Annotated in this window: 19 protein-coding genes; 12 read left to right on the forward strand and 7 right to left on the reverse strand. The window is 41.8% G+C overall.

The features are described from left to right. Positions 1-129 precede the first annotated feature (129 nt). Positions 130-2,175 carry an FAD-dependent oxidoreductase gene (locus H6G74_RS12425; protein ID WP_190967965.1) on the reverse strand — a complete coding sequence of 682 codons (2,046 nt, stop codon included), beginning with the start codon at positions 2,173-2,175 and terminating at the stop codon, positions 130-132. Between the two features lie 278 nt (positions 2,176-2,453). Beyond that, entirely contained in the window at positions 2,454-3,497 is a 1,044-nt protein-coding gene (locus H6G74_RS12430; protein WP_190967966.1) for an adenosine deaminase, read from the reverse strand. Positions 3,498-4,045: 548 nt separating this feature from the next. Here H6G74_RS12430 and H6G74_RS12435 point away from each other — a divergent pair. The 4 genes from H6G74_RS12435 (at position 4,046) to H6G74_RS12450 (ending at position 8,020) form a co-directional block, all read left to right on the forward strand. Then, the gene (locus H6G74_RS12435) at positions 4,046-5,389 is read left to right on the forward strand and encodes an adenylosuccinate synthase (RefSeq protein ID WP_190967967.1); all 1,344 of its coding nucleotides are present in this window, start codon (positions 4,046-4,048) and stop codon (positions 5,387-5,389) included. 94 nt (positions 5,390-5,483) lie between these two features. Continuing rightward, positions 5,484-5,783: a 50S ribosomal protein L25 gene (gene rplY, locus H6G74_RS12440; protein WP_190967968.1), complete on the forward strand. Its 300-nt coding sequence runs from the start codon at positions 5,484-5,486 to the stop codon at positions 5,781-5,783. Positions 5,784-5,886: 103 nt separating this feature from the next. Then, complete coding sequence (locus tag H6G74_RS12445) at positions 5,887-7,437, forward strand: bifunctional aminoglycoside phosphotransferase/ATP-binding protein (RefSeq protein WP_190967969.1); 1,551 nt, start codon at positions 5,887-5,889, stop codon at positions 7,435-7,437. An 88-nt stretch (positions 7,438-7,525) separates the two neighbouring features. Further along, a complete protein-coding gene (locus H6G74_RS12450; RefSeq protein ID WP_190967970.1) occupies positions 7,526-8,020 on the forward strand; it encodes a hypothetical protein in 495 nt (164 codons plus the stop codon). Between the two features lie 119 nt (positions 8,021-8,139). Here the strand turns inward: H6G74_RS12450 and H6G74_RS12455 are convergent, their stop codons facing one another. The 4 genes from H6G74_RS12455 to H6G74_RS12470 all read right to left on the reverse strand — a co-directional run bounded on the left by H6G74_RS12455 (position 8,140) and on the right by H6G74_RS12470 (position 11,336). Then, positions 8,140-9,756: a hybrid sensor histidine kinase/response regulator gene (locus H6G74_RS12455; RefSeq protein WP_190967971.1), complete on the reverse strand. Its 1,617-nt coding sequence runs from the start codon at positions 9,754-9,756 to the stop codon at positions 8,140-8,142. 34 nt (positions 9,757-9,790) lie between these two features. Continuing rightward, the gene (locus H6G74_RS12460) at positions 9,791-10,414 is read right to left on the reverse strand and encodes a chemotaxis protein CheC (RefSeq protein ID WP_190967972.1); all 624 of its coding nucleotides are present in this window, start codon (positions 10,412-10,414) and stop codon (positions 9,791-9,793) included. A gap of 7 nt (positions 10,415-10,421) precedes the next feature. Beyond that, positions 10,422-10,787: a response regulator gene (locus H6G74_RS12465; RefSeq protein WP_190967973.1), complete on the reverse strand. Its 366-nt coding sequence runs from the start codon at positions 10,785-10,787 to the stop codon at positions 10,422-10,424. 213 nt (positions 10,788-11,000) lie between these two features. Further along, positions 11,001-11,336: an IS1 family transposase gene (locus tag H6G74_RS12470; RefSeq protein ID WP_190967974.1), complete on the reverse strand. Its 336-nt coding sequence runs from the start codon at positions 11,334-11,336 to the stop codon at positions 11,001-11,003. Between the two features lie 80 nt (positions 11,337-11,416). Between H6G74_RS12470 and H6G74_RS31175 the strand changes: the two genes are divergently transcribed. The 6 genes from H6G74_RS31175 (at position 11,417) to H6G74_RS12505 (ending at position 18,196) form a co-directional block, all read left to right on the forward strand. After that, positions 11,417-13,717 (forward strand): chemotaxis protein CheA, encoded by a 2,301-nt coding sequence (locus tag H6G74_RS31175; protein WP_242051211.1) that lies wholly within the window; start codon positions 11,417-11,419, stop codon positions 13,715-13,717. After that, the gene (locus H6G74_RS12485; protein WP_190967975.1) at positions 13,710-14,159 is read left to right on the forward strand and encodes a chemotaxis protein CheW; all 450 of its coding nucleotides are present in this window, start codon (positions 13,710-13,712) and stop codon (positions 14,157-14,159) included. The genes H6G74_RS31175 and H6G74_RS12485 overlap by 8 nt, the downstream gene beginning before the upstream one ends. A 12-nt stretch (positions 14,160-14,171) precedes the next feature. Next, positions 14,172-15,455: a methyl-accepting chemotaxis protein gene (locus tag H6G74_RS12490; protein ID WP_190967976.1), complete on the forward strand. Its 1,284-nt coding sequence runs from the start codon at positions 14,172-14,174 to the stop codon at positions 15,453-15,455. A 120-nt stretch (positions 15,456-15,575) separates the two neighbouring features. Then, the gene (locus tag H6G74_RS12495; protein WP_190967977.1) at positions 15,576-16,637 is read left to right on the forward strand and encodes a protein-glutamate methylesterase/protein-glutamine glutaminase; all 1,062 of its coding nucleotides are present in this window, start codon (positions 15,576-15,578) and stop codon (positions 16,635-16,637) included. Continuing rightward, the gene (locus H6G74_RS12500; RefSeq protein ID WP_190967978.1) at positions 16,634-17,500 is read left to right on the forward strand and encodes a CheR family methyltransferase; all 867 of its coding nucleotides are present in this window, start codon (positions 16,634-16,636) and stop codon (positions 17,498-17,500) included. Before H6G74_RS12495 ends, H6G74_RS12500 begins: the two co-directional genes overlap by 4 nt. 408 nt (positions 17,501-17,908) lie before the next feature. After that, positions 17,909-18,196, forward strand: coding sequence for a hypothetical protein (locus H6G74_RS12505; protein ID WP_190589501.1), 288 nt, complete (start codon positions 17,909-17,911; stop codon positions 18,194-18,196). Between the two features lie 477 nt (positions 18,197-18,673). Here the strand turns inward: H6G74_RS12505 and H6G74_RS12510 are convergent, their stop codons facing one another. Then, on the reverse strand, positions 18,674-19,615 hold the full coding sequence (locus H6G74_RS12510; RefSeq protein ID WP_199340974.1) for an LPS biosynthesis glycosyltransferase: 942 nt from the start codon (positions 19,613-19,615) through the stop codon (positions 18,674-18,676). Positions 19,616-20,790: 1,175 nt separating this feature from the next. Between H6G74_RS12510 and H6G74_RS12515 the strand changes: the two genes are divergently transcribed. Next, a complete protein-coding gene (locus H6G74_RS12515; RefSeq protein WP_190967979.1) occupies positions 20,791-21,711 on the forward strand; it encodes a DUF11 domain-containing protein in 921 nt (306 codons plus the stop codon). A gap of 1 nt (position 21,712) precedes the next feature. Next, positions 21,713-25,273, forward strand: a complete 3,561-nt coding sequence (locus tag H6G74_RS12520; RefSeq protein ID WP_190967980.1) for a hypothetical protein — start codon at positions 21,713-21,715, stop codon at positions 25,271-25,273. Positions 25,274-25,279: the final 6 nt, after the last annotated feature.

Genomic DNA, 25,279 nt, shown 5'->3' on the forward strand with positions numbered 1-25,279 from the left:
TCTGCGTCCATCCGCGTCCATCTGCGGTTAATTATTTTTTCCTGTACTTCACTGAGTCGAGAACCGCTATAAATCAGGACTGAGAATGAACATAACAGATTTCTCATTCCCAATCCCTCAAACTATTAACTATCGCCAATCTTCCCAATTTTGATTAAAAATTGAAGTGTCAGGGAAAGCGGTAGGATTGCCATTTTTCTCTAATAAACTTTTTAAGGCTTGTAGTTGCGGTTCTGCTTTGGGTAAATCATCCACGAGTTGATAAGGTGCAATCTGATTTTTTAAAGCAAAAGCCGTCACAGTTCCCGCCGCCGCACCAGAAGACCATTCAAAGGAATGTACCCGATATGCAGCCGCAGCAATATGGCTGGTAGCAATACTCTTACCACCCACAATTAAATTATCAATCTTTTGAGGAATCATCGCTCGCAGTGCAATTTGGAACGGGTAAGCCTGTCCTGCGCCGCGCCTTTCTCCTGGACGTTCTTTATTTCCTGGGGCTTCTGGCGGACTTTGAGTCATGCAAGGATGAAAGTCGATGGCGTAGTGACCAATACCCACTGCATCAGGATAAATGGTGGAACGGCTACGGCGTAAGGATTTATCTGGTGAGACTTGACCAGTAATTACAGATGCAGCCTCTAAACCTGCGAGTGTTGCTTTTAACTGACGATAGGTATCCGCAGATAAGGTTTTACGATAATACTCATCGTTGTAATTGCGGCGAGAAATATCAACTTCCCAAATCATAAAGCCTTCCGGTTGTCCCCAACTAGGGCGACCAATAATTCGCCTACCTTCTCGCATATAGGGATATTTTGATAAGCCATGCACTGTCCCCATTGGTGCATTTAACCCAGTCAGCAATCGATTATTCGTTTGCTGTTGCTTCACACCCTTACCTAACTGAGAATCTGTAGTTCCCTTTACCAGCCAGTAATAATACGCCAGGGCATTTTCCTCACCTCTGCGGAGAGTTTCTGTCCGTAGTCCCCCCATCCAACCGCCTGGTTTTAACTGTCCTGTAGCTTGCAGTTGTTGGCGAGTGTAAATCAAGTTATCTTTGGCTGTTCCTGGACGGTAGTCGTTACCCCAAGTCCAGTTTTGCATCGAGATATCCCCTGGTGTGGGTGCAGTAAACCTCACGCCGTTAAATTGTGTGGGTTGTCCGGGATTCGGATGCCATATCCGGCGGTAGGTGAAAACTAAGCCAAAGTCTGCTAATCTTTTTAATTCATAGCTGAAATATGGTGAATACTGTAAATAGAATGGGGGCATGGTTTGGGGTTGCGGTTCCTTGGTAGCCTCCATTGCAAAGGTATAAGTAAAACCTTGGGTACAGTAAGGATCATTGCTGGTGCTAGAAGAAGATGGTTCGAGGAAAGAACGCGCATCAATACCCAAACGATAGGGAACATCAGCTAAGGCAATGATTTCGCCAGTTTCGCTGGTATCAATCACATACCACTGGGGAGAATTGCTGGTGGTTGGTTTTTTGGGAATTTTGGGAACAAAGCGGATAATTTTTTTACTCAACCGCGATGAATTTTGGTAGCGATAGGCATCTTCAATAGTTTGAGATAAGGTAAAAGTGTTGAGAGGTGGTGCGCCTTTGGCTGGTTGATGTTGAATTGCGATCGCACCTTCAATGATTTTCCGATTCTGACTAATATTTAATTCCTTAATTACTGTGTTGGGAAACCATTCCAACTTACCTTTACCCTTTTTTTCGGCATCCTTGAGCATTTGCGTCATAATAATGTGTGCATCACGAGGCAGAAAGCAAGAGTCACTTACCCAGCACTCCCCAGGGTTAAGTTTGCCGTAATAGCGTTGAATCCGGTTGCGTAATTCTGAATATCCGCGAGAATAGAATTGGCGATCGCGTTGAGTTGGTCGTTCATCTAACGCAGATGTCCCCTGAGATGAAATTTGTCCCCCCAACCAGTCGGTAATTTCTGTCAAACATACTGTTCGTCCTGCTAGTAACCCCTCGTAAGCCGTGGCTACCCCAGACAGTCCACCACCTACTACCAACATCTCGCAGTTGACTGTTTTATCTGGGGTTCTTGGTGATGCAGCAACAATAGTAGGCTCAGGTAACAAATATGTTGAAACTAAGCTAACACTGAAGAGTAATGCTTGAAAACCAGCTACTTTGTGTCTGCGCTTCATGATGAGAAAACTTTTTCTACTCCTTTGCCAACTTGTAGACGGTACCATTTCCGAAATGTTCACCACAAGTCACCGAAGAGGTAGAGAAAAAGGGGCTGGGAGCAGGGAGCAGGAGGAGGAAGAGTTTTGTCTTTCTGCACAGATATGCTGAATCATAACTGATTTGCCTGACATGATATTACGCACAAAGGTTGTCTGTTCAGAATAGCGTCAAAAACCATACCTTTCAGAGATTCTTTCCCCTTGCACCCTGCACCCTGCCCCCCTGTCTCTTTTCACTAATCCTTCATCGCCATTACCTTGGGAGTTTCTGGCTGTAGTAAGCCATTTAACAGTGATGCTGGACGATGGGTATAAGGCCAAGCAAAGGCGTGGCGAAAAGCCGCCTCTTGGCAAGCTTGTAGCTGTGCAAAGCTAATAATGTCGTAAGTCAAGAGATTTTCGTATTCAAATGGCAAACGGACATTGTGTAAGCCAGCATTATCTGTACAAATCGCAATATCTACTCCAGCCTCAAAACAACGGTCAAAAACTAATTTAAGTTGGCGGATATCCTGTAAAGTACCTGTTTTAATGTACGTGGTTGGGCAAACTTCCAAACATTGTCCGCGTCTGGCAATTTCTGGAAGTAACTCTGGATACAATAACGGAATTTGGATACCGTGACCAATGCGTTTGAGATAAGGTAAAAGTTCTGGGTAACAACCAGCCGTGGTTTCGTAAAGGTGTCCGGTAGTGTTAACACCTTGCGATCGCGCATAATCATACAAACTAATCCATTCTTGCAGGCGATCGGCATAATAGCTATCACCCCCAGCCACATCTATCCCACAAACATATTGTCTGTTCTCCACAGCCAAATCAATAATCGCCTTATTGACTTCAAACGGCAAGCGCGAGTGCATACACAAAATTTGACTCGTCACAATCGGGCATTCTTGAATATGACTAGCTTTACCAACCACATCCACAATTTCTGCCATTTTGTCAATTCGTTGTGATTGACTCAGATGTTCTGGTGTCCGTAGGTATGGAGTATAGCGCAGTTCCAGATAAGCCAAATTTTCAAATATATAAGCACCCCGCACCAAGCGATAAATAAAGTAAGGCAAAGTCTCTACAGTTTGCACACTTTCCACTAAAGTATGCAATTCCAAATACTCATCTAAAGTGTTACGAGGTCTGGTATAAAAATCCTCAAATTCTCCGTAGTTAGGAAAGCGAGAAATTAATTCTGTAGAATGTCGCTCAAAATATCGCCATAAAACGCGCGGTACAACGGAACCGCCTAAATGTCTGTGTAATTCAGCATGTAAAGCCATAGTAGTTTCTTTAGAAAATTTTATTAATGGTAACAAAAACATTAAGAAGAAAACTCTATACTGAGAGTAAGATTCTGTAAAGCTACGGTTAATTATCGAAATTTAAGCAAAAATTGCGAATTTTATAGTTAATAATCAGGAGAAAAATTATCAGCATTTGATTGGATTTTTTGAATACATTCCGTACATATTAATTAAGACTTCAGCATACAGTAGTCATAAGTCAAAACTTAACGATATTAAGGATGATAACTACAGCAATTTTCATTCCAGTCAAGTAAATTTTTCTAGTCTCTAGCTCTTAGCCTAAACGTTTGTCATGATAAGTAACTTGACAGATATGATATTGGTAGGTAAAAAGCTGTTAGAGAAAGTGCGATCGCACTTTCTTTGATGAATGTATTAAGTATAAATTAACACTCAATATTGTTTCCCTTATTAGCAACAAGCCACAACCCCCAAAGTTTGTTCCTATATTGACTTGACATTTTTAGATGTATATGTATAGAATAGCGATTTGTGGAAACTTTACCTCATAATATAAACGCTTGGCTAACGTCATTGTCATAGGTGCTCAGTGGGGCGACGAAGGGAAGGGTAAAATCACCGACTTACTCAGCCGTTCCGCAGATGTAGTGGTACGTTACCAAGGGGGTGTCAATGCTGGGCATACAATCGTAGCTCAGAACCAAACTTTTAAACTCCACCTGATTCCCTCTGGTATTTTGTATCCAGATACCGAGTGCATCATTGGCTGTGGGACAGTCATTGATCCACAGGTTTTGATTGCAGAACTCGACCAACTAGAAAAACTCAATATTTCCACTGCCAAACTGTTGATATCTGAGACAGCCCATGTCACGATGCCATACCATCGGTTGATTGACAAGGCATCAGAAGAACGGCGGGGAAGCCATAAAATCGGCACAACTGGTCGAGGAATTGGCCCAACTTACGCTGATAAATCAGAGCGTACAGGCATCAGAGTTTTAGATTTGATGGACTCAGAAGGTCTGCGCGACCAGTTAGAGTGGACAATCAATTATAAAAACGTCATTTTAGAAAAACTTTACAACCTGCCGCCATTAGATCCCAAAAAAGTCATTGACGAGTATTTGGGTTATGCCGATCGCTTGCGTCCTTACGTAATTGATACATCGTTGAAAATATACGATGCCATTCTACGAAGACGCAATATCTTGTTTGAAGGAGCGCAAGGTACACTCCTGGACTTAGATCATGGCACTTATCCTTATGTTACCTCCTCTAACCCTGTAGCGGGTGGAGCTTGCGTAGGTACAGGATTAGGGCCGACAATGATAGACCGGGTAATTGGCGTATCTAAAGCCTACACTACCCGCGTGGGAGAAGGGCCATTCCCCACAGAGTTGCATGGAGAGTTAGGTGAACATTTGTGCGATCGCGGCGCAGAATTCGGCACAACCACCGGACGTAAGCGGCGCTGTGGCTGGTTTGATGCGGTAATTGGTCGCTATGCCGTCCGCATTAACGGCATGGATTGTATGGCCATTACCAAACTTGATGTGCTTGACGAATTAGAGGAAATTCAAGTTTGCGTCGCCTACGAAATAGATGGCGAACGCTGCGAACATTTCCCCACCAGTTCCCGTCAGTTTGCCCGTTGTCGCCCCATCTACAAAACCTTACCAGGATGGCAGCAGTCTACAAGTGACTGTCGTACCTTAGAAGACTTGCCACAGCAAGCCCTAGACTACCTAAAATTCTTAGCAGAATTAATGGAAGTCCCAATTGCGATCGTCTCTTTAGGGGCAAGCCGCGATCAAACCATAATTGTAGAAGACCCCATTCACGGCCCCAAACGTGCATTACTACACGCTGACGGCACACCAGCCTCCTTGCTGAGTGCATAATATTTAGTCATTTGTCATTGGTCATTCGTCATTAGTAAATGACAAATGACAAAGAATAAATGACAAAGAACAAAATTGACAAAGGACAAACAACATGACTGTGACAGTTGAATCTAAAAAGCGCCCAGAAGGTAGTAAACCAAACGCTTTGCGTCGTTCTGGTTTAATCCCTGCCAACGTATACGGACATAACGGTTCCGAATCTATTTCTTTGGTAGTTGATGCCAAAGAAGTTGAACGCCTGCTCAAAAAAGCAGCTGTGAACAAAACCGAAATTGAACTCAACATTCCTGAACTGCAATGGACTGGTAAAACAGTTTTAAAAGAAGTTCAAGTCCACCCAGCTAAGGGTACACTCTACCACTTGAGTTTCTATGCTGGTGCAAAACGCTAGAACAATTGCATTATTTGTTTTTCTAGATAGTTTAACTGTGAAATAATTGCTGATGATGCCAGGGGTAAAACCCTGGTTTTTTGTTAAGCTACTACAGAAAAATATGACAGAAGTAACTCTTCCACCTTTAATTCAGCAGATGTTACAGCCTGAATTTTATCCCCACCCTGTAACAGAACCAATTCAACTCAGCCAAACCCACGTTTCTTATGTGCTGTTGACAGGAAACTACGCCTATAAACTGAAAAAACCCGTGAATTTTGGGTTTTTAGATTTTTCGACTTTGGAGAAACGGCAGCATTTTTGTCAGGAAGAATTACGACTCAATCAACGAGGCGCGGCTGAATTATATTTGGAAGTTTTACCCATCACCCAAGAAGGTGAAAAATATCATTTAGGCGGCACGGGTGAGCCTGTCGAGTATGTACTCAAAATGCGCGAGTTTCCCCAAGACACACTATTAAGTAACTTGTTTGCCCAAGGCAAGTTAAATGAGGCGCATTTAGAAGAATTGGGTCGGGTTGTGGGGCAGTATCATGCTAAAACCGAGACAAACGATTATATTCGCAGTTTTGGCGAAGTTCCGCAAATACGGGCGGCGTTTGATGAAAATTACGAGCAAACAGAAAAATATATTGGCGGCCCCCAGACACAACAGCAGTTTGATGACAGCAAAGCTTATACCGATAAATTTTTTGCCGAAAGACAAGAATTATTCCACAAAAGAATGCAAAATCAGCGCATTCGAGAATGTCATGGTGACTTACACCTGCGGAATATTTGTTTATGGCAAGATAAAATTCTCTTATTTGATTGCATAGAGTTTAATGAACCGTTTCGCTTTGTCGATGTTATGTTTGATATTGCTTATGCGGTGATGGATTTAGAAGCGCAAGCACGTCTAGACTTGAGTAATGCTTATTTAAATACTTATCTAGAGCAGACTGGCGACTGGGAAGGCTTAGAGGTATTACCAATATATTTAAACCGACAGTCTTATGTCCGGGCAAAAGTCACGTCATTTTTATTAGATGATCCTGGCGTACCAGCAGAAGTTAAACAAGAAGCAGCACAAACCGCAGCCAAATATTACAAGCTGGCTTGGGAATATACTCAACCCAAACAAGGAAGGCTAATTTTAATGTCGGGCTTGTCGGGTTCAGGGAAGAGTACAACCGCAAGATATTTGGCGCGACAATTAAATGCAATTCACATTCGCTCTGATGCGGTGCGGAAGCATTTGGGTGGCATTTCTTTGTCGGAACGGGGTAGTGATGATTTGTATACACCGGAAATGACGCAGAAAACTTATGCACGGTTGTTAAACTTGGGAACTATACTAGCTAATCAAGGTTTCACGGTGATTTTAGATGCTAAGTATGACCGACAACAACAGCGACAAGAAGCTATTTCCCAAGCGCAACAGTACCAACTGCCTCTGCAAATTGTTCACTGCACAGCGCCTGTAGAAGTAATTCGAGAACGTCTCATCAATCGTACTGGTGATATTGCTGATGCTACGGTAGATTTATTAGCATCACAACTCAAGCAAGTGGAAACTTTTAGCGCAGCAGAAACACCTTACGTCCATACTTGGGATACAACTCAAGCAAACGAGGCACAATTAAAACTTCTGCACGAGAAAAGGGTTTAAAGGGCAAGGGGGTAAAAGGTATTTGTAAAAATTTTCTCCCTACCCCTACACCCTTCTACCCCTATACCTTTACACCCTTAGTAAACTCATGGCGAAAAATAACAACTTATTTAATTTCACCCCAGACTTTATTTCTCAATTAATCTTTGGGTCATTTTTAACTTTCATTTTGATATTGACGGGTTCCCCTACCTCCCTGAGTATCTTTTTAGGCATTCTGGGTGGATTTAGCTTGGGCTGGCTTACCAATGCCAGTAAAACTAGTCCCCAAGCGCCAACCATAGCCTCGTCTGATGGTATTGATGCGGGGCTGAAATACTGGTTATTGTTCTTGCTGGGCTTTGTGTGGTTGGGCTATTCAGCACCGATGAGTATTTTGCTGGGGGGAATAGGTGCTATTGGTGGTGGTTGGATTATTGCTTGGTGGGGTAGCAAAGAAGAAACGAGAACTCAGCTACCAGTGCAAAGTTTAATTGAGGGAGAGGAAACAGTCGGTGAAAGATCCACTAAACAACAAAAAAGAAGACCCACTCGCCGCTTCCGTCGCGCTAGAGGGATTAATTTAAAATTTTGGCAAAGGTAGTGCCATGAGGTCTTACGCTGTGAGATGAAGAATCAAGGGTTTTCCCCGTAGGAATGTAGGTGATCAAATACCCTCACACCCTTACACCCAGTCTGAACAGACAACCTTGGTCATCAGTCTTACTTATGAACTAGTCCAGCAATGGCGGTGATTAATTTGGCAGGATCGGCGGGTTTGGCGATGTGTAGTTGAAATCCGGCTGCGAAGACTAGTTGTTGTGTTGTCTCAGCAGCGTAAGCAGTAAGGGCGATCGCTGGAATTGTACCACCTTGATTAACAGGGAGCGATCGCACTTTGCGAATCAACGCATAGCCATCGACATCTGGCATCCCCAAATCACTTAAAATTAAATCTGGAGGCAACTGTGCAATGGCTTCCCAGGCGGCTTGGGCAGATGCAGCTGTAGTGACGATGGCTCCTTGCTGTTCCAAAAAAAATGCCATAAATTCCCTTGTATCCACATCATCATCCACAATTAACAGCTTGATGCCTTCCAAAGGCTGAGAAATCAGGGAAAAGGGATAGGAATTGCCCACTAATTTTTTTTCGGCTATGACTAATTCTGGATTTGCTGGCTGGGCTGGTAAACAAACTGTAAATGTTGCGCCTTGTTCTTCTCCTGGACTTTCAGCCCAAACTCTGCCACCATGTAATTCAACTAATTGGCGGACAATTGCCAAGCCTAGCCCTAGTCCGCCTGATCTGCGAGTAATGCTGCTATCTGCTTGACGAAAATATTCAAATACGTAAGGTAAAAATTCCCCACTAATACCTTTACCTGTATCCTGAATTTGAATTTGGGCTTGGGAACCAACTTGGGTTAAGGAAACATTCACTTGGCCGCCCTCTGGAGTAAATTTAACGGCGTTAGATAACAAATTCCAAACGATTTGTTGCAGACGACCACTATCACCTTTTACCTGTCCGATGTTGGCATCAAGATGCAGTTGAATTTGAATTGATTTGGCTTCTGCGGCCAAACGCACTGTTTCAAAGGCGGCTTCAATGGTCGAAGCGAGGTTAACATTTTCAAAATTCAGTGATAATTTACCACGCAGAATGCGAGAGATATCTAATAAATCATCAATTAATTGCACCTGCAATTCGGCGTTGCGTTCGATTGTTTCTAAGGCGCGAAGACTGGCGGCTTCGCTGAGGGTGCGTTTGCGGAGTAGCTTTGACCAACCCAAAATCGGATTTAAGGGCGATCGCAGTTCATGGGAAACTATAGCTAAAAATTCATCTTTAATGCGGTTGGCTGATTCTGCGGCTTCTTTGGCTTGCTGACGTTCGGCGGCTAAGGCTAAAGCTTGATCTCGTAAGTGCTTGTATTCTTGGACTCTAAACGTTAAATCAGTTACATCTTGAATCGAAAACAGTGCATAAAACCCATTCCCTTCTAATGCGGGTACAGACGTTACAGTTGTGTGTTGAATGCGGTATTTATCTTGCGGTAACGCTACAGGAATCACATATTTATGCAGTTGTGAAGAAAAAATTGTTGGCGGCCCACCTTCAAAAATTTGCTTGAGGCGAATAGCATAACGAGGTTGATGCAAATGGGGAAAATAATCATTAATTGAGTTGCCTAAAATCTGATATCTGGGGATTTTTGTCCATTCTTCTAAAGCACAGTTCCAAAATAAAACGGTGTGTTCCGAGTCTAATACAAAAGTTCCCAAAGGAATTTGGTCTAACAAGCTATATTTTTCTTGGGCTTGCTCAATTCTGTTCATCTGCTCACACTGTTTTTATTTGGTGCTGTTCAACCTAATAGGAATTATCCGCCAAGAGGGATATTTCTTCATCAATCACATGGATTAACGCATCAAATGTTCCCACTTCAAAAATTAAAATAATATCACCAATCAGTTCTAATTGAGCAATTGTAAACCGAGCTTGCGCTAGTAAAATTTTTGTCGCCTCACTGGCATTAGCAGGTAATAATAAATTATCAATTTTATCTTCTAAATATACAGGCAAAGCGTAATTCATGTGTTGCTTTAACACATTACTAATTGAACCCATAACACCATTAATGACAATATTACCAACCTCAGTAAGAGTGCCAATTTTTACTGCATCTAAATCATCTGATCCAGGCTCTTCCCCAGTCAAAACTGACACCAAGGCTGAGGCACTTTCTGTAGGAAAAATCAATCCAGCAGTGCCATAAAAAGAGCCTGTAAAGTTTAGTTTGACCGATGCTAAACTCGTATCTTGAAATCTGCTATTGAGTTCTTGATAAGCTGCCGTTGCTGTTAAAATTTTTACAAAAGGAATTTCTAAGTGAATGTGGGAATCCACCATTTCATTTAGTAAACTGGCGGCTCGACCAACTCCTATATTGATTAATTCTTGTAAAGCATCTAGTTGATCTGCTGTCACATTCATAGCATATCTATTCCTTGGTTTTAATAGCTTGCTGCACTGCTGCACGTAATTCTTGTTCTTTGGGCGGTTTATTAATAAAGTTAACTGCTCCTAAGCTGTAACTTTGATTGCGGGCGCTTTCTTGAATATCTGCGGAAATAATAATTGTGGGAATTTTTAAACCTTCATCTTGTAAAGCCTGGAGAAATTCAAACCCATTCATCTCTGGCATTAGTAAATCAGCCAATACACAATTAGGCTGAGATTGCTGAACTATTTCTAATCCTTCACGTCCATTGCTGGCTTCTAATATTTCATAACCATCTACTTGCAGAAATTTCCGAATCATTCTGCGAGAAAAAGCCGCATCATCAATAATTAACACTAAGCTCATCAGCCTGTTCCTGAAAAATTCATTTGCTTATTTCTTTATTGTAAATTTGTGATTTCGCCGAGAGTTTTTGTTAAATAAAACGCAGGATTTTGCAATTGTTTTTAATTTTTATATAAATTAATTTTATATTTTTTCAACAAAATCAACATACCCTTAAGCGACATATAGTGCTGAAACTATAATGCTACTTTGAGGATACTTTTGTCAAACTTGTTAGATTTTGGCAACACTATCTCTGGTTGACTGAGCTTGTCGTAACCAGTGTAAAACGGTTGTGTGGTGAATCTCGGTGACACGTTCAATTTCTCGTAGGCTCATCCCCTTGAAATACATTTTTAAGCACAGTTGCTTGATATCATTTGAATAGCTCCAAGAATGGTAAGATTCAAGAAACTGACGACCACAATGTTTACATTTGTAGCATTGTCGATTTTTACGACGACCATTCTTTGTAGTTTGAGTTGATTGACAACGGGGACATTGCATACTGTAGATTTGATTGCTGACAGAGATAATCATTATCTTTTCAGCATTAACGGCTGTAAGCATCTTGCTTGCGGATTATATCTATTGATTTTCAAAATATTAAAATTAAGACAAAAGATATAGATTTATCATCTCTGAATCCAATGGAGTTAACAGAAATTGACAACGAGGATCTAGAAGCATTTCTTTTAGAAAGCTATGAAAGTTTGACTCAAATTGAAAGCGATATTATTGAGCTAGAGAAAGCATCTGTCAATCGAGCAGCGTTAGATAGAATTTATCGCTCACTCCATACACTCAAAGGAAACTGCGGCTTTTTGCCATTTCCTAAGTTAGAGTCACTGGCTCATGCAGGCGAAAGTTTAATATCATATTTGCGTAACGATACAAAGCAATCATTGGTTAACAGCGATCGCCACCTTAAACTCACACCACAAATTATTACTGTCTTACTCCAAACCGTAGACAGCATTCGTCAGATGCTATCGCAAATTCAAACAACCAAGCAAGAAGGTGATGCAGATTATTCTACACTTATTTGTGCTTTAACGAAATTACAAGAAAATCAACAGGTAATTGCTGTATTACCATCATCGACAGAAACCGAAGAAAGCGCCATCACAGGATCAGAATCAGCTTATATTCGCGTAAATGTGAATTTGCTAGATCAACTAATGAACTTAGTCGGGGAACTGGTTTTAACCCGTAACCAAGTCATAGATTTATCCCAGAGATATAAAGATAGTAACTTGACAGCGACTTGCCAGCGCCTAAATTTAATTACTAGCCAATTGCAGGAAGGAGTGATGAAAACTCGCCTGCAACAGATGAGTACAATTTGGCAAAAATTCCCCAGAGTAATTCGAGATTTAGCGATCGCACATAATAAACAAGTGACGGTCGAAATTCAAGGAGCCGATACAGAAGTTGATAAAAGTATTATTGAAGCGATTAAAGACCCCTTAACCCATTTAGTCCGCAACTGTATTGATCATGGCATAGAATCACCAACTGAGCGCAGTGCTGCTGGCAAATCACCCACAGGTAAGATATGTTTGAAAGCTTGTTATGAAAACAGTAAAGTCAACATTGAAATTAGCGATGATGGACGTGGTTTATCGCCAACACAACTAAAAATGCGGGCGCAGCAAATAGGTTTACTAAGTCCCGCACAAGCTGAGACTATGAGCGATGCAGCAGCCATTAATTTAATTTTCTTACCTGGCTTTTCCACCGCCGCACAAGTCACAAACCTGTCTGGGCGCGGCGTGGGGATGGATATTGTTAAAAGTAATATTGATAAAATTAACGGCAGTATTGAAATTGAAAGTCAGCCGGGACAAGGAACTAAATTTCAACTCAAAATTCCCCTGACATTAACAATTATTCCAGCATTAATTGTCAATAGTAACGGCGATCGCTACGCCATCCCCCAAGCCAGCCTGCAAGAATTAGTGCGCCTAGAACCAGAGCAAGCACTCCAACAAATTGAAACATTTTACGATGTACCAGTATATCCCCTGCGAGGAAATCTCATCCCCTTAGTAAGCCTTAATCAAGTCCTACACCCTACAAACCTGGATTTCTCTCTTGTGAGAAATCCAGGGGGGTGGGAGGGGTGGGAGGTGTGGGAGGATGGTGAAGAAATCTTTCCCCCCACACTCCCCACACTCCCCACACCCCTACCCATACGTGAGAAATTCGGGATCAAACCCTCCCCACTCACCACTCAGCACTCACCACTCACCCTAGTAGTTATCCAAGCCGACAACTATCAATATGGACTAGTTGTAGAGGCAGTGGAAGACATTCAAGATATTGTAGTCAAACCTTTAGGTAAACAGTTGCAAGCTATATCGGTGTTTATGGGTGCGACAATTATGGGCGATGGCAGAGTTGCATTAATTATTGATGCAGTAAATTTGGCAAAACAGGCTGGACTGTATGAAAAACACCAGCTATTGTCCAGTAATTCTGGTGCAAACATCCCCACAGAAACAGAGGAACGCCAATTAATTTTACTATTTCAAGGGCTGCAAGGCGCATTGATGGGTATTCCCGTAGCGATCGCTTTTCGGTTAGAAGAAATTCCCTCTACTGCGATTGAAAAAGTCGGTAATCAAGATGTAGTGCGGACTGCTGACAGAATTTTACCTGTAATTGACTTGCAAAAAATCTTTCCGAGTCAGCAGCCAACACCGAATAGGGAAACCGAAAAACTGCAATTAGTGATTGTTTCTCCTCAAGCCGGATTAAGTGTGGGCTTAGTTGTGGAGCGCATTCTTGATATTGTAGAAGAACCACTGACAGTTAAAGGTATCCCTAGTAGACCAGGAGTTTTGTTTTGTGCTGTGATTCAAGGACAAATCACAGAAATATTAGATATAGAGGCAGTGATTAACATGGTTAACCCCTACTTATTGCAAGTGAGCGATCGTGACTGAACAACAACTCTGCACTTTTTGGTTAAATAAAACTTACTTTGGCATTGATGTGCGCCATGTTCAAGAAGTCATTCGTCCCCAAGCCATAACTCCTGTACCTTTAACACCGCCAGATATTTGTGGGTTAATTAACTTGCGTGGACAAATTATTACCGTCATCGACTTGCAGCAACGCTTAGATATGGGTGAACCTGCTAGGCGGAACCTTGAACCAGAAGCATCACCGGGGTTTAATATCGTTGTATCTTCTGATCATGAAGTAGTGAGTTTACTGGTTGATGATGTTGGCGATGTCTTAGAGTTTCCCGAAAACACCTTTCAACCCCCACCCGCCAGCTTAAAAGGTAGAATGCGTGACATACTGGCGGGAGCTTACCCACTAGCAGCAGGGTTTTTGTTAGTTGTTGACACTGAAAAAATTCTCAACGTTAAAATTATTTAGGAGCTATTGGCAATGGCGACAAGTCGGACTGGGAAAACAGCCAACTCGAAATCTCCCACAGAAAACAATCAAACCACCACAGATATACAATTACAACCTTTATTAGCAGCCCTCAAAGCCGCCAAAAATGGAGATTTCACAGTCCGTTTAGCAGTTACGGATGATGGTTTAGGTGAAATTGCCACAGCATTTAATGAATGGGTGAGTTTGAATCAAAATGTCAGCAACGAAGTAGCACGCATCGCCACAGAAATCGGTACAGAGGGTAAGTTAGGTTCTCAAGCCGTAGTCAAAGGTGCCAAAGGTACTTGGCAAGAATTACTCCACAACATCAATCAAATGTCTGCAAACATTTCCGAGCAGATTCAAAGTATTCAAGAAGTTACCCTTGTTGTTGCTCAAGGCAATTTATCCCAGCACATCACAGCTGAAAATGCTGGAGAATTTCAGCAGCTAACAGATAACGCCAATCAAATGATTAGTCGTTTACGTTCTTCTATCAAGCAAATGGCAGATGTAGCCACAGCCGTTGCATCCTCCGCAGAAGAACTCACCGCCGTCAGCAAAGAAATGACCGAAAACGCCAAACAAACTGCCGAACAAGCAACTTCCGCCTCCGCCTCAGCCGAACAAGTTAATCAAAATAGCATCACAGTAGTCACAGCAGTAGAAGAAATGGATGCCAGCATTCGAGAGATTGCCAAAACCGTCGCTGAAGGTGCAAAAGTCGCCAATCAAGCTGTTAAAACCGCCGATCGCACCAATGAGACAATAGATAAACTGGGTCAAAGTAGCATTGAAATTGGCAAAGTCATTAAAGTGATTACATCCATTGCCCAGCAAACCAACTTACTCGCACTCAACGCCACCATCGAAGCCGCTAGAGCCGGAGATGCCGGGAGAGGATTTGCCGTCGTCGCCAACGAAGTCAAAGAACTCGCCAAACAAACAGCTAACGCCACTGAAGATATAAGTCAACGCATCGAAGCCATTCAAACTGATACCAAAAGTGCGATGACCGCCATCAGTCAAATTACTGAGATTATCCAGCAAATTAACGACCTGCAAAGCACCATCGCCAGTGCCATAGAAGAGCAAACAGCAACCACCAACGAAATTGCCCGCAACATCGCCGAAGCCGCCCAAGGTACCACAGATATTGCCAAAAGTATCGGCATAGTTGCCCTGAATGCTCAAACCACCACCATTGGAGCCAGTAACACCTCCGCCGCCGCCAACGAATTAGCCCGGATGGCTGTAGATTTGCAAAAAGTTGTCACGCAGTTTAAGTATTGAGGGGAGTGGGGAATAGGAATTTAGGAAACTTCGTTTACTCTCCGCGCCTTCGGTTACTGAGCGCAGTCGAAGTATGCGACTCTGCGTGAAACATTCAACTCTTGTTCTTAAAACTACACCATGCCAAAAATTCGGGTATTAGTTGTGGATGATGCGGTATTAGTTCGCAGTCGCGTCAGTAAAATTTTATCCAGTGACCCGCAACTAGAAGTAGTGGGAGTTGCGGCGAATGGTCGCATTGCCTTGGGCAGAATTCCGCAAGTCAATCCTGATGTTGTTCTCTTAGATGTGGAAATGCCAGATATGAACGGTTTAGAAACTCTGGCCGCCCTCCGCCCAATTTATCCCAAATTACCGGTGATTATGTTCAGTACCGCCACATACGCTGGTGCGGCTGCTACTTTAGAAGCTCTTTCTTTGGGTGCTTCAGATTATGCCACCAAACCCAGTAATCTGGGGAGTGTCGAAGCTGCCAATGAACATATCCGCCAAGAATTAATTCCCAAAATTAAACTATTTGGCGCAGGAATAACGGCATTGTCTCCAACTGCTTCTGGTGTTGTTCTGCCCTTCCCTAGCAAAAAAGCACCAGTAAATGTGGTAGCAATTGGAGTTTCAACCGGAGGGCCGAATGCGCTGGCTGAATTACTGAGTAAGATATCTGCCGATTTTCCAGTTCCCATTTTGATTGTCCAACACATGCCGCCGATGTTTACAAAGTTACTAGCCGAAAGATTGTCTTCTAAGTGTCAACTGCCTGTCAGGGAAGCAGTTGATGGCGTGGAATTGGCTGCTGGCCAGGTGTGGTTAGCACCAGGAGATTTCCATCTAATTGTGCAACGGGAGGGAAATAAGGTGCGTTTAGCTATTCATCAAGCACCCCCAGAAAATTCCTGTCGTCCTTCGGTGGATGTCTTGTTGCGTTCAGTTGCCCAAGTTTACGGTGCAGGTGCGATCGCAGTTATTCTCACAGGTATGGGTCAAGATGGCTTGTATGGCTGTAAATGTATCCGAGAAGCTGGCGGACAAGTATTGGCACAAGATGAAGCTAGTAGTGTAGTCTGGGGAATGCCTGGTTTTGTTGTTAATGCCGGACTAGCAAATCAAGTTGTTCCCCTTGAGCAAATGGCAGATGAAATTATGCAGCGCGTCCATTCTGTTTCCAGGTCAGGTCTGTTATGAAACAGACCAAGATTATAAATACTGCGGATTTTGACTATTTACGGCAATTAGTTCATCAGCATTCAGCCGTAGTATTAGATGGCGATAAAACCTATTTAGCGGAATTACATTTGCAACCAATTGCTGAAGCAGCAGGATTTGACACTATTACAGAATTAATTGCTTACCTGCGGCATCAGCCTGTGAGTGATTTACATATCCAAACAATTGAGGCATTAGTTACTAACGAAACTTCATTTTTCCGCGATACCTATCCCTTTGAAGCTTTGAAACAATTGGTATTGCCAGAGTTAATTAAAAAACGACGAATTGAGCGATCGCTTAATATTTGGTGTGCGGCTTGCTCACATGGACAAGAACCTTATAGTATTGCTATTCTCCTGCGAGAATACTTTCCTTTATTAGCTAATTGGTCTGTTAAGATTATTGCTAGTGACTTTTCTGGGAAAGTATTAGAACGGGCGAAAACAGGGCGTTACAACCAATTAGAAATTAAACGTGGACTGCCGAAAAATTTGCGTGATCGGTATTTTCAATTATTAGATAATGAATGGCAAATCCAAGATGAAATCCGGCAGAAAATCGAATTTCGGCAGATGAATCTGGTGCATCCTTGGGCAGTTTTACCCCAGATGGATATTATCTTGCTGCGGAATGTTTTAATTTATTTTGATATCAATACTAAGAAAAATTTACTCACCAAAGTTAGACAGCAATTAAACCCAGATGGTTACTTATTTCTGGGTAGCGGTGAAACTACAATCAATCTGCATCAATCCTTTGAACGTGTGCAGTTTGACAAAAGCATTTTTTATCGATTACGTCCATTGGGTTTAGATAATGCGATCGCACTAGGACAGTAAGCAATTTTTGGCATTTATAGCAGTAGGTGTAGATTGGGTGGAGGAACGGAACCCAACACTCACGCATACTTTTTTGAGTTACGCTATCCCTACACCCAACCTACTATTCTCTTAACTGAACCGTATTGAGATATGTTAGGACAATTTGAAAGCGTGAATGCAGGAATAGTAAGACTTTTCCTTCTGCCTTCTGCTATATGATGAGTTTAAGGCTGGATCGTAGATTACTGCGTTAACACAGCCTGCACCCATGCGCTAATATTGTAAGGTGTCTTTCAAAATTAAAAGTATTTAAGTATTTATACTTGGTTAATTTTAAGTCACAACAACACCCAGAAAAAGTCCTGATCATCAGTTTGATAATGATCAAACCGATGCACCATACAAGTAAATTTTTAACAATTAACAATGGTAGAACGCCCAATTAAGAAATCGGAACGTCAAGCCCAAGCTAATACCGAAAACAATTCAGAAAATTCTGATTCTGCGCCTTCTATTGAATCTTATCCAAAACGCTCAAATTCTAGAGACAATCGCTCCTCTGGTAAAAGAAAAAAAGGTACAGCGAAGGAAGAAATTAAACCGCCAGTTAATCCTGCATTAGCGCGTGGGCCGAAACCAGTTAAACCTCCAGTGATTAAACCAGAACCAGAAACAGACTCAGAACCAGTCTCAGAAGAATCCCCCGCCGAATAATTAATTAAGCCAAGGTAAGATTTACCTTGGCTTAATTGTTGATACCAATTTGCGGTCAAAATATTAGATATATTTTATACAATATTTTTACTATGTATTATAGCAGTAGTCAGAGATTCTAGTACAACAAGGCAAAAGTAAAAATGAAAAATAACGATACTAGAAGCCTTTTCGCAATTTCTTATGGTCTGTTTATTTACGCCGACCTGTACTAGGAAAATTTCAAAGCTTGAATCCCAGGAATAGTAAGACTTTTCTTCCTGACCTTCTGCTATAAAAGTGGAAACACTATACATCGCGTTAGTATAGCAGTCCTCAATCATTTGTGAACAACAAGATCCCCGAATTCTCAAAGAAGTCGGGGATCTGAAGCCATTATTTAAAACTATTTATAGTAATACTAATAAACTATTTATATGCTTTCTTTCACATCATACGGCTACATTCTTCCTCTGAACTAAAAAGGATGCCAAAACTCTAGATAGAAAGAAAAAGTTGTCTGCGAATTGCAAAATTAGCCAACCTAGTAGGAACTGTAGAACGTTTGAGAATTGGTAAGCGGAGAAATTTACCTGTTAGTAACCGTCCTATTCCCTTTATTCTGGCTTGTATCCTTACAGAGAAAAAAGTGAAATAATCTACGCCATGATTTGTAGCATACATCGGCATAAAAGCAAGCTGATTGCATAGCACATCTGCTCTATGAGTTTTACTTAATCCATGACGAGAATGTTCTAAATTAGGTAAACCGCCATGCTCACCATAGTTGCGGAAAGGAATGTAGTTTTTCAACTGATGACGACGAAGAAAATTATCAAGATAAGTATCCCAAGTAGAATAAGCATTAGGCTCCAAGCTTTTCATAAGTTCTTCGGCAAACTTAATTAATTTTGCTGCTCCTTGGGGAGTAACAATGTAAGCAACAGTTGATACAGAAAACCCTTCTGCATAGCCATTGGCTGAAACACTATATATTTGAGATGCACAAGTGTATAGCCAACACATACCAACATTAGTTTGATTAGGGTTAAAAGGTAGAGGAAGTTTGCCAAACCCCAGAACGGGAACAAAATCTGCCTCAACAATTAAAGTGGGTTGAGTTTCCCTGGCTGCTATTTGCCAAGCTCTTAAATGATTGAGTAAACAGAGATAACTAGGAGAAAAGTTTTTATATTGTGGTTGGTGTTTCTGTCGCAGGACTTCACACTGTAAACTTTCTTTAATCAAAGATGTTTGCAGTAAATTAGTTTGTTCTTTATACGCAATAATAAAAGCTCTGCCAATAACATCAGCAATTTGTAAGGAAGAAAAAGTTTGATTTTGTGAGTTTATTCGAGTATATTCAGAATTTTGGCGTATTTTCTCAAGTGTTGATTGAGAATGAGATGCTGTTTTATTTTCAAGGGTTAACTCTAACATGGCAGTGTTTCCTGATGACTCTTAATAATGTTTAACTACTTAGAAAATAAGTCGAATGAATATTTATTTACTTGTTAATACTTACTTTCGCTGTTTATTCCCAAAACAACTAGGGTAGTGTTACTTAGATATATTTAAGAATCAGTGAATGATATTTGATTTTTAAGTATGATCAGAGGCTGAAAATTTTAATTTTTATTGTTCATTTTTTCTCAAATCTTTAAATTCATTTTTGACGAATAATGATTTAATAGCAAGGTAAAAATTATTATACTTTTGTCTGTCTCAGCATATTTATCAGCCTTCAATATTGAGTAAATAGTAAATTTATCTACAAGCTCGTATCTTTTTATGTCCGTATAATTACTATTTGGGAAATAAAAGTATTATTGTCTTATTGATTTAGACAGTAAATACTAGGAAAAATATCGAAAATTCATCATAATTGAGTTGATAAATATCGTAATTTCTACATTGACAGTTAAAAATTTTGTTCTATTGATTAGCTAATAATGATTTTCTTGTAAATTAATTGCCATTTAGTATCATGGTAGTTATATTTGTTTTAAGTAAGTCACTGCATCTACCTAACTGTATTCTGAAAGCATTTACCTAAAAACCAATAACAGTCTTAAGCATCGTATTTTTCTGGAAAAGAAGCAGACATATAACCAAATATCTTCTGAGAGTAATTTTAATTATTGAATGTACTCTCAATGATAAATGAATAAACTTGTAGAATTAATACCGCAGGATTAAAATCGCGGCTGTACCAGCTAAATTTATCTGCGCGAGTTACAGCAGACTTGACTTGGATAGTTTGAAATCTTTAGTCTGACAGACTATAGCAATTCTAAATGCTATACCAACATCTTTCTCCCTTTTCTACCTTGTCTCCGTTATTCACTTATCAAACAGGATTGCTATATTTGCGATTCAATATTTACCTCAACGGCAATTTACAAACGTATCATCAAAACCGAAGAATATAAATTTTATGTATTGATTATCAAAAACATCTGGATGGAAAAAATACTGGACAGAAGAGCATAGTATTCAAACTACATATTTAGTTTTAATAAGAGTGTTTTAAATAATCATGATTAGTGATTTTCAATCATAAATCCTCCTCATTTTGATGCTTTTGAAGAAAAAATACATTTTTTAATTTAGCTATGAAGTTCATAAAAGACTCGAAGCAGAATCATCTTTTTCTGCTTCTGCTTCTACCTGGATTTTTTTCACTGGGAATTACAGCCGTAATTGCTGAAGAAACTACGAATACAGCCGTGTTGGGAGGCGACAATATTCAGCCTATTACTTCTAATACCGTGTTTTTTACTAGAGGTGCAACTGCTTTAGAAATTATCAAAACTGCTGATCGCATCGCCGTCGAACCAGGTGATACCGTCGTTTATCGGCTGGTTATCCGCAACACTGGTAACTCTCCCACCAGCAATATCACCCTGACTGATACCCTCCCCCTCGGCTTGAATTTCGAGACGCGATCGCTGCAAGTATCTTTAACCAGCAATAACACCACCACACCCGTAACTGTATCCAGTAGCCGAGATAACCGCACAGTAACTATCAACTACGCTGGTACTATCCCTGCACAGGGAACGATGAATGTTGTTTATGCAGTTACAGTCACACCTGATGCGGTTCGCGGAACCGGGAAAAATCTCGCAGTCGCCGCAGCAGGTAGCATCCGTAGTAACACAGCCAGTCACTTACTCAAGATTCGTCCTGGTATTATCTCCGATTGTGCAACTTTAATTGGACGAGTCTTTATTGATAAAAACTTTGACGGCGAACAACAACCAGGAGAACCAGGGATACCCAACGCCGTAATTTATATGGATGACGGGAACCGCATCCTTACTGATGCTAATGGGATGTTTTCTCTAGCCAATGTGATTGCTGGTAATCGGACTGGAACTTTAGATTTAACCAGCCTACCCGGATATAGTCTTGCGCCTAACCTCTACAACATCGAGAAAAATAGCCAATCGCGCCTCGTCCGACTCGCACCCAGAAGTATGGGACGGATGAATTTTGCAGTCACACCAGCATCAGGGGAGGCGCGTAAGTAAGATGACGCAAACTAGTGCTAGAAGAACTGTATTAACCGTTTGTAGTGCCTTTCCGATTCTGCCAGTTGCGGCTGCTACTGCACAAACACCACCGCAAACGCAACAAAAAGTTGAATCTCCCAATGTTCCAGAGTTAATTGCACCTGTAGAAGATGATATCGAAGCTGTTTTCTCGCCACCAAGACCAAGCCAACCTGACAAATTAGTAGCTTTAGATCAGACAGACTTGGTTACTGAAGCCACACAAGCCAAGGAACAAGCCGAAAATTCAGAAATTCGGATTATCACACCAGTTGCAGGTGTCACGACTAGCAAAACGACTAACTTGGGAGTTCAATATCATCCTGATAACCAAATCACGGTGACATTGAATGGTAAACCCATAGATACGTCTATCTCCCAATACTTGCATAAAGACGAAGCGCAAAAGTTAAACACCTTAATTTGGTATAACGTGCCGTTAAATAAAGGTGTAAATACTATTATTGCTCAAGGTGCTGATGGTAAATCAACCAGTGTGAAAGTCACTGTTGAAGAGGTGCAGAGAAAAATTGCGATCGCACCTACCCAAGAACCGAGAATCCCCGCCGATGGTCGTTCTCTGATCACATTAGAAGGTAAAATTACCAACGAAAAAGGCGAAATCATCACTGAAGATATTCCTGTCACCTTAACAGCTAGTGCAGGTCAATTTGTCGGTGCAGATCAAGATAAAGATGCAGCAGGGTTTCAGGTACTGGCGCGGAAAGGTGAGTTTACAGCCACACTCCAAGCAGGTTTAATCGCTCAAAACGTCAAAATTCGTGCGGCTATAGATCAAGATGCAGAGATTGAAGCTTATACCAATGTAGAATTTATTACCAATCTGCGTCCTTCCCTAGCCACAGGTAGTATCAATGTGAGGATTGGTGCAGGCGGTACGGATTACCGAGGTAGTTTCCGCGACTATCTTAACCCCGATAAAATCGGTCGCACAAGTGTAGATGTAGATGCAGCAGTCTTCGCCACTGGTAAAGTTGGAGATTGGTTATTTACAGGTGCATTCAATAGCAAACGTCCCCTAAATCAAGACTGCAACGGAGATAACCGCCTGTTTGGTGGTATTCAATCTTGTGAAAAAGACTATCCCGTATATGGCGATAGTTCTAGCTTTACTAACACTGCGCCTTCTACAGATAGTGTCTATGCTCGCATTGAACGCACACCAGATATCCGAGGTGCAGAATCAGACTATTTTATGTGGGGTGACTACAGTACCGAAGAGTTTGCTAGATCATCCCAGTTATATACAGCTACCACCAGACAACTCCACGGCTTCAAAGGTAATTACAACTTTGGCAACCTGCAACTAACAGCCTTATACGCCAATAATATTCAAGGCTTCCAACGCGATACAATTACCCCCAACGGAACCAGTGGTTACTACTTCCTCTCTCGCCGCTTAGTTATTCCTGGTAGTGAAAACGTCTTTATCGAAGCTGAAGAAATCAACCGTCCTGGTACGGTGTTGGAACGTAAAGCTTTATCCCGTGGTTCTGACTATGAAATAGATTACGATCGCGGTACATTATTATTCCGTCGTCCCATTGTCGCCACAGAATTAAACCCCTTTGGTAAAACTTTGGTACGCCGCATCGTTGTTACCTATCAAAACGACGCGGGAGAAGACAGCAAACTTTACGCCGGACGACTGCAATATAACCTGAGAAATTCCGAAAATAGTCAAAACGGAAATCCATTTATCGGTGCAAGTTACCTCAAAGAAGACCAAGGACAGCAAGATTTTGAACTATACGGATTTGATTTCTTTGCACCTTTAGGTAATTCTGGGCAAATTATCGGGGAATATGCACACTCTCGCCACAATACCCTCGCCTTTGGTAACGTCAGTGGTTCTGCGTACCGTTTAGAAGCCAGTGCGAATCTCGGTAAAAACTTCCAAGGACAGGCTTACTATCGTTCTGTCACCGAAAACTTTGCCAATAACGCCACTTGGAGTTTCACACCAGGACAAACTCGCTACGGTGCAGCCTTAACAGGGAAACTGGGACAAACCACCAGCTTTAATCTAGGGTACGATCGCGAAGACAATTTTGGTATCGCCCCAGCCGAACGCACCCAGTTAATTGACTTATTCAACCCCCAACCTCAAGCCGCACCAGGAAGCAAAATTAATAATTCCCTCACCACTATTCGCGCAGGTATTCAACAAAAAATCGGTCAATCAGATTTAAGTCTGGAATACGTCAACCGTTCCCGCGAAGACCGCATTACTAACCAATTCAACGGAAACGCCAGCCAGTTAGTCTCTCGTCTTGACGTTCCCTTATCCGAATCACTGACATTCCACGCGCAAAACGAACTTAACTTAGGTAAAAGCGACCCACTCTATCCCAACCGCACAACATTCGGTTTAGATTGGGCATTGTATCCTGGCGTAAGTATGCGACTAGCACACCAATTTTATGAAGGTGGGTTATTACAAGGCAACAGCATCACCAGTCTAGATACAATTGTCGAACATAAATTTTCTCCAGATACCACCGTCAGAGGTCGTTACTCAATTTTAGGCGGTGCTGATGGGATGACCGACCAAGGTTCCGTATCTCTAAATCATGGTATCCGCCTCGCACCAGGATTAAAATTAAGCCTCGGTTACGAACACATCTTCAAAGATATTTTTGGAGATTCCGCCACAGGTATCAGATTTGCTCAACCTTACGCAGTCGGACAAAGTGCTTCCTCATTAGGTTTGTTTGCAGGTGATGTTTACAGCATCGGCTTAGATTACACCGATAACCCCAACTTCCAAGCCAACGCCAGATTAGAACATCGTAGCGGCAGCGAAGGCAATCATACAGTAATTTCCGCCGCCGCATCCGGTAAACTTTCCCCAGCTTTAACTGCGGCGGTACGCTATCAACAAGCGGGTGGCGCAAACCAACTGTTGCAAGGACTAGGAGACACCGCAAATCTGCGCGTCGGTTTAGCTTACCGTGACCCCAACGACGATAAATTCAACGCTTTATTAGGATACGAATACCGCCAAAACCCCGCCACCACACCCGATACCTTATTAGCTGGTAGCGGTAACGGTTCCATAGATCATATTTTTTCCGCCGAAGCGATTTATGCACCCAACTGGCAATGGGAATTGTATGGTAAATACGCCTTCCGCAGCAGTTCTACTTCCCTATCCGAAGATTTTACCAACCACAGCAGCGTTCACCTAGCGCAGTTACGCACAACTTACCAACTAGGCTACCGCACAGACTTAGCCGTAGAAGGACGTTGGCTAGGTCAACCAGAACAAGGCTTCAACGAATTTGGCTTGGCTGTAGAAGGTGGGTATCATTTAACACCGGATTTACGAATTGGTGTAGGTTACGCCTTTGGGAGTGCAGATGACCGAGATTTTAGCGGTTATCGCTCCGCCGGCGGCCCCTATTTAAACATCAGCTTTAAACTCAATGAACTTTTCGGTGGTTTCGGTAGGCAAAAAGTAGTACCACCACAACAGCAAGAGTCAGTAGTTCAACCAGTAGCCTTAGAGTCGAAGTGAGGAGAG

This window comes from Nostoc spongiaeforme FACHB-130, from assembly GCF_014698475.1.
Lineage (GTDB): Bacteria > Cyanobacteriota > Cyanobacteriia > Cyanobacteriales > Nostocaceae > Nostoc_B > Nostoc_B spongiaeforme.

What these genes read in the sequence shown, in the direction of transcription:
- H6G74_RS12515 (WP_190967979.1), top strand. Translation starts at nt 20,791, where the DNA reads ATGAAGTTCATAAAAGACTCGAAGCAGAATCATCTTTTTCTGCTTCTG.
- H6G74_RS12500 (WP_190967978.1), top strand. Translation starts at nt 16,634, where the DNA reads ATGAAACAGACCAAGATTATAAATACTGCGGATTTTGACTATTTACGG.
- H6G74_RS12470 (WP_190967974.1), bottom strand. Translation starts at nt 11,336, where the DNA reads ATGCTTACAGCCGTTAATGCTGAAAAGATAATGATTATCTCTGTCAGC.
- H6G74_RS12450 (WP_190967970.1), top strand. Translation starts at nt 7,526, where the DNA reads ATGGCGAAAAATAACAACTTATTTAATTTCACCCCAGACTTTATTTCT.
- H6G74_RS12505 (WP_190589501.1), top strand. Translation starts at nt 17,909, where the DNA reads ATGGTAGAACGCCCAATTAAGAAATCGGAACGTCAAGCCCAAGCTAAT.
- H6G74_RS12460 (WP_190967972.1), bottom strand. Translation starts at nt 10,414, where the DNA reads ATGAATGTGACAGCAGATCAACTAGATGCTTTACAAGAATTAATCAAT.
- H6G74_RS12430 (WP_190967966.1), bottom strand. Translation starts at nt 3,497, where the DNA reads ATGGCTTTACATGCTGAATTACACAGACATTTAGGCGGTTCCGTTGTA.
- H6G74_RS12510 (WP_199340974.1), bottom strand. Translation starts at nt 19,615, where the DNA reads ATGTTAGAGTTAACCCTTGAAAATAAAACAGCATCTCATTCTCAATCA.
- rplY (WP_190967968.1), top strand. Translation starts at nt 5,484, where the DNA reads ATGACTGTGACAGTTGAATCTAAAAAGCGCCCAGAAGGTAGTAAACCA.
- H6G74_RS12425 (WP_190967965.1), bottom strand. Translation starts at nt 2,175, where the DNA reads ATGAAGCGCAGACACAAAGTAGCTGGTTTTCAAGCATTACTCTTCAGT.
- H6G74_RS31175 (WP_242051211.1), top strand. Translation starts at nt 11,417, where the DNA reads ATGGAGTTAACAGAAATTGACAACGAGGATCTAGAAGCATTTCTTTTA.
- H6G74_RS12490 (WP_190967976.1), top strand. Translation starts at nt 14,172, where the DNA reads ATGGCGACAAGTCGGACTGGGAAAACAGCCAACTCGAAATCTCCCACA.
- H6G74_RS12445 (WP_190967969.1), top strand. Translation starts at nt 5,887, where the DNA reads ATGACAGAAGTAACTCTTCCACCTTTAATTCAGCAGATGTTACAGCCT.
- H6G74_RS12495 (WP_190967977.1), top strand. Translation starts at nt 15,576, where the DNA reads ATGCCAAAAATTCGGGTATTAGTTGTGGATGATGCGGTATTAGTTCGC.
- H6G74_RS12455 (WP_190967971.1), bottom strand. Translation starts at nt 9,756, where the DNA reads ATGAACAGAATTGAGCAAGCCCAAGAAAAATATAGCTTGTTAGACCAA.
- H6G74_RS12465 (WP_190967973.1), bottom strand. Translation starts at nt 10,787, where the DNA reads ATGAGCTTAGTGTTAATTATTGATGATGCGGCTTTTTCTCGCAGAATG.
- H6G74_RS12520 (WP_190967980.1), top strand. Translation starts at nt 21,713, where the DNA reads ATGACGCAAACTAGTGCTAGAAGAACTGTATTAACCGTTTGTAGTGCC.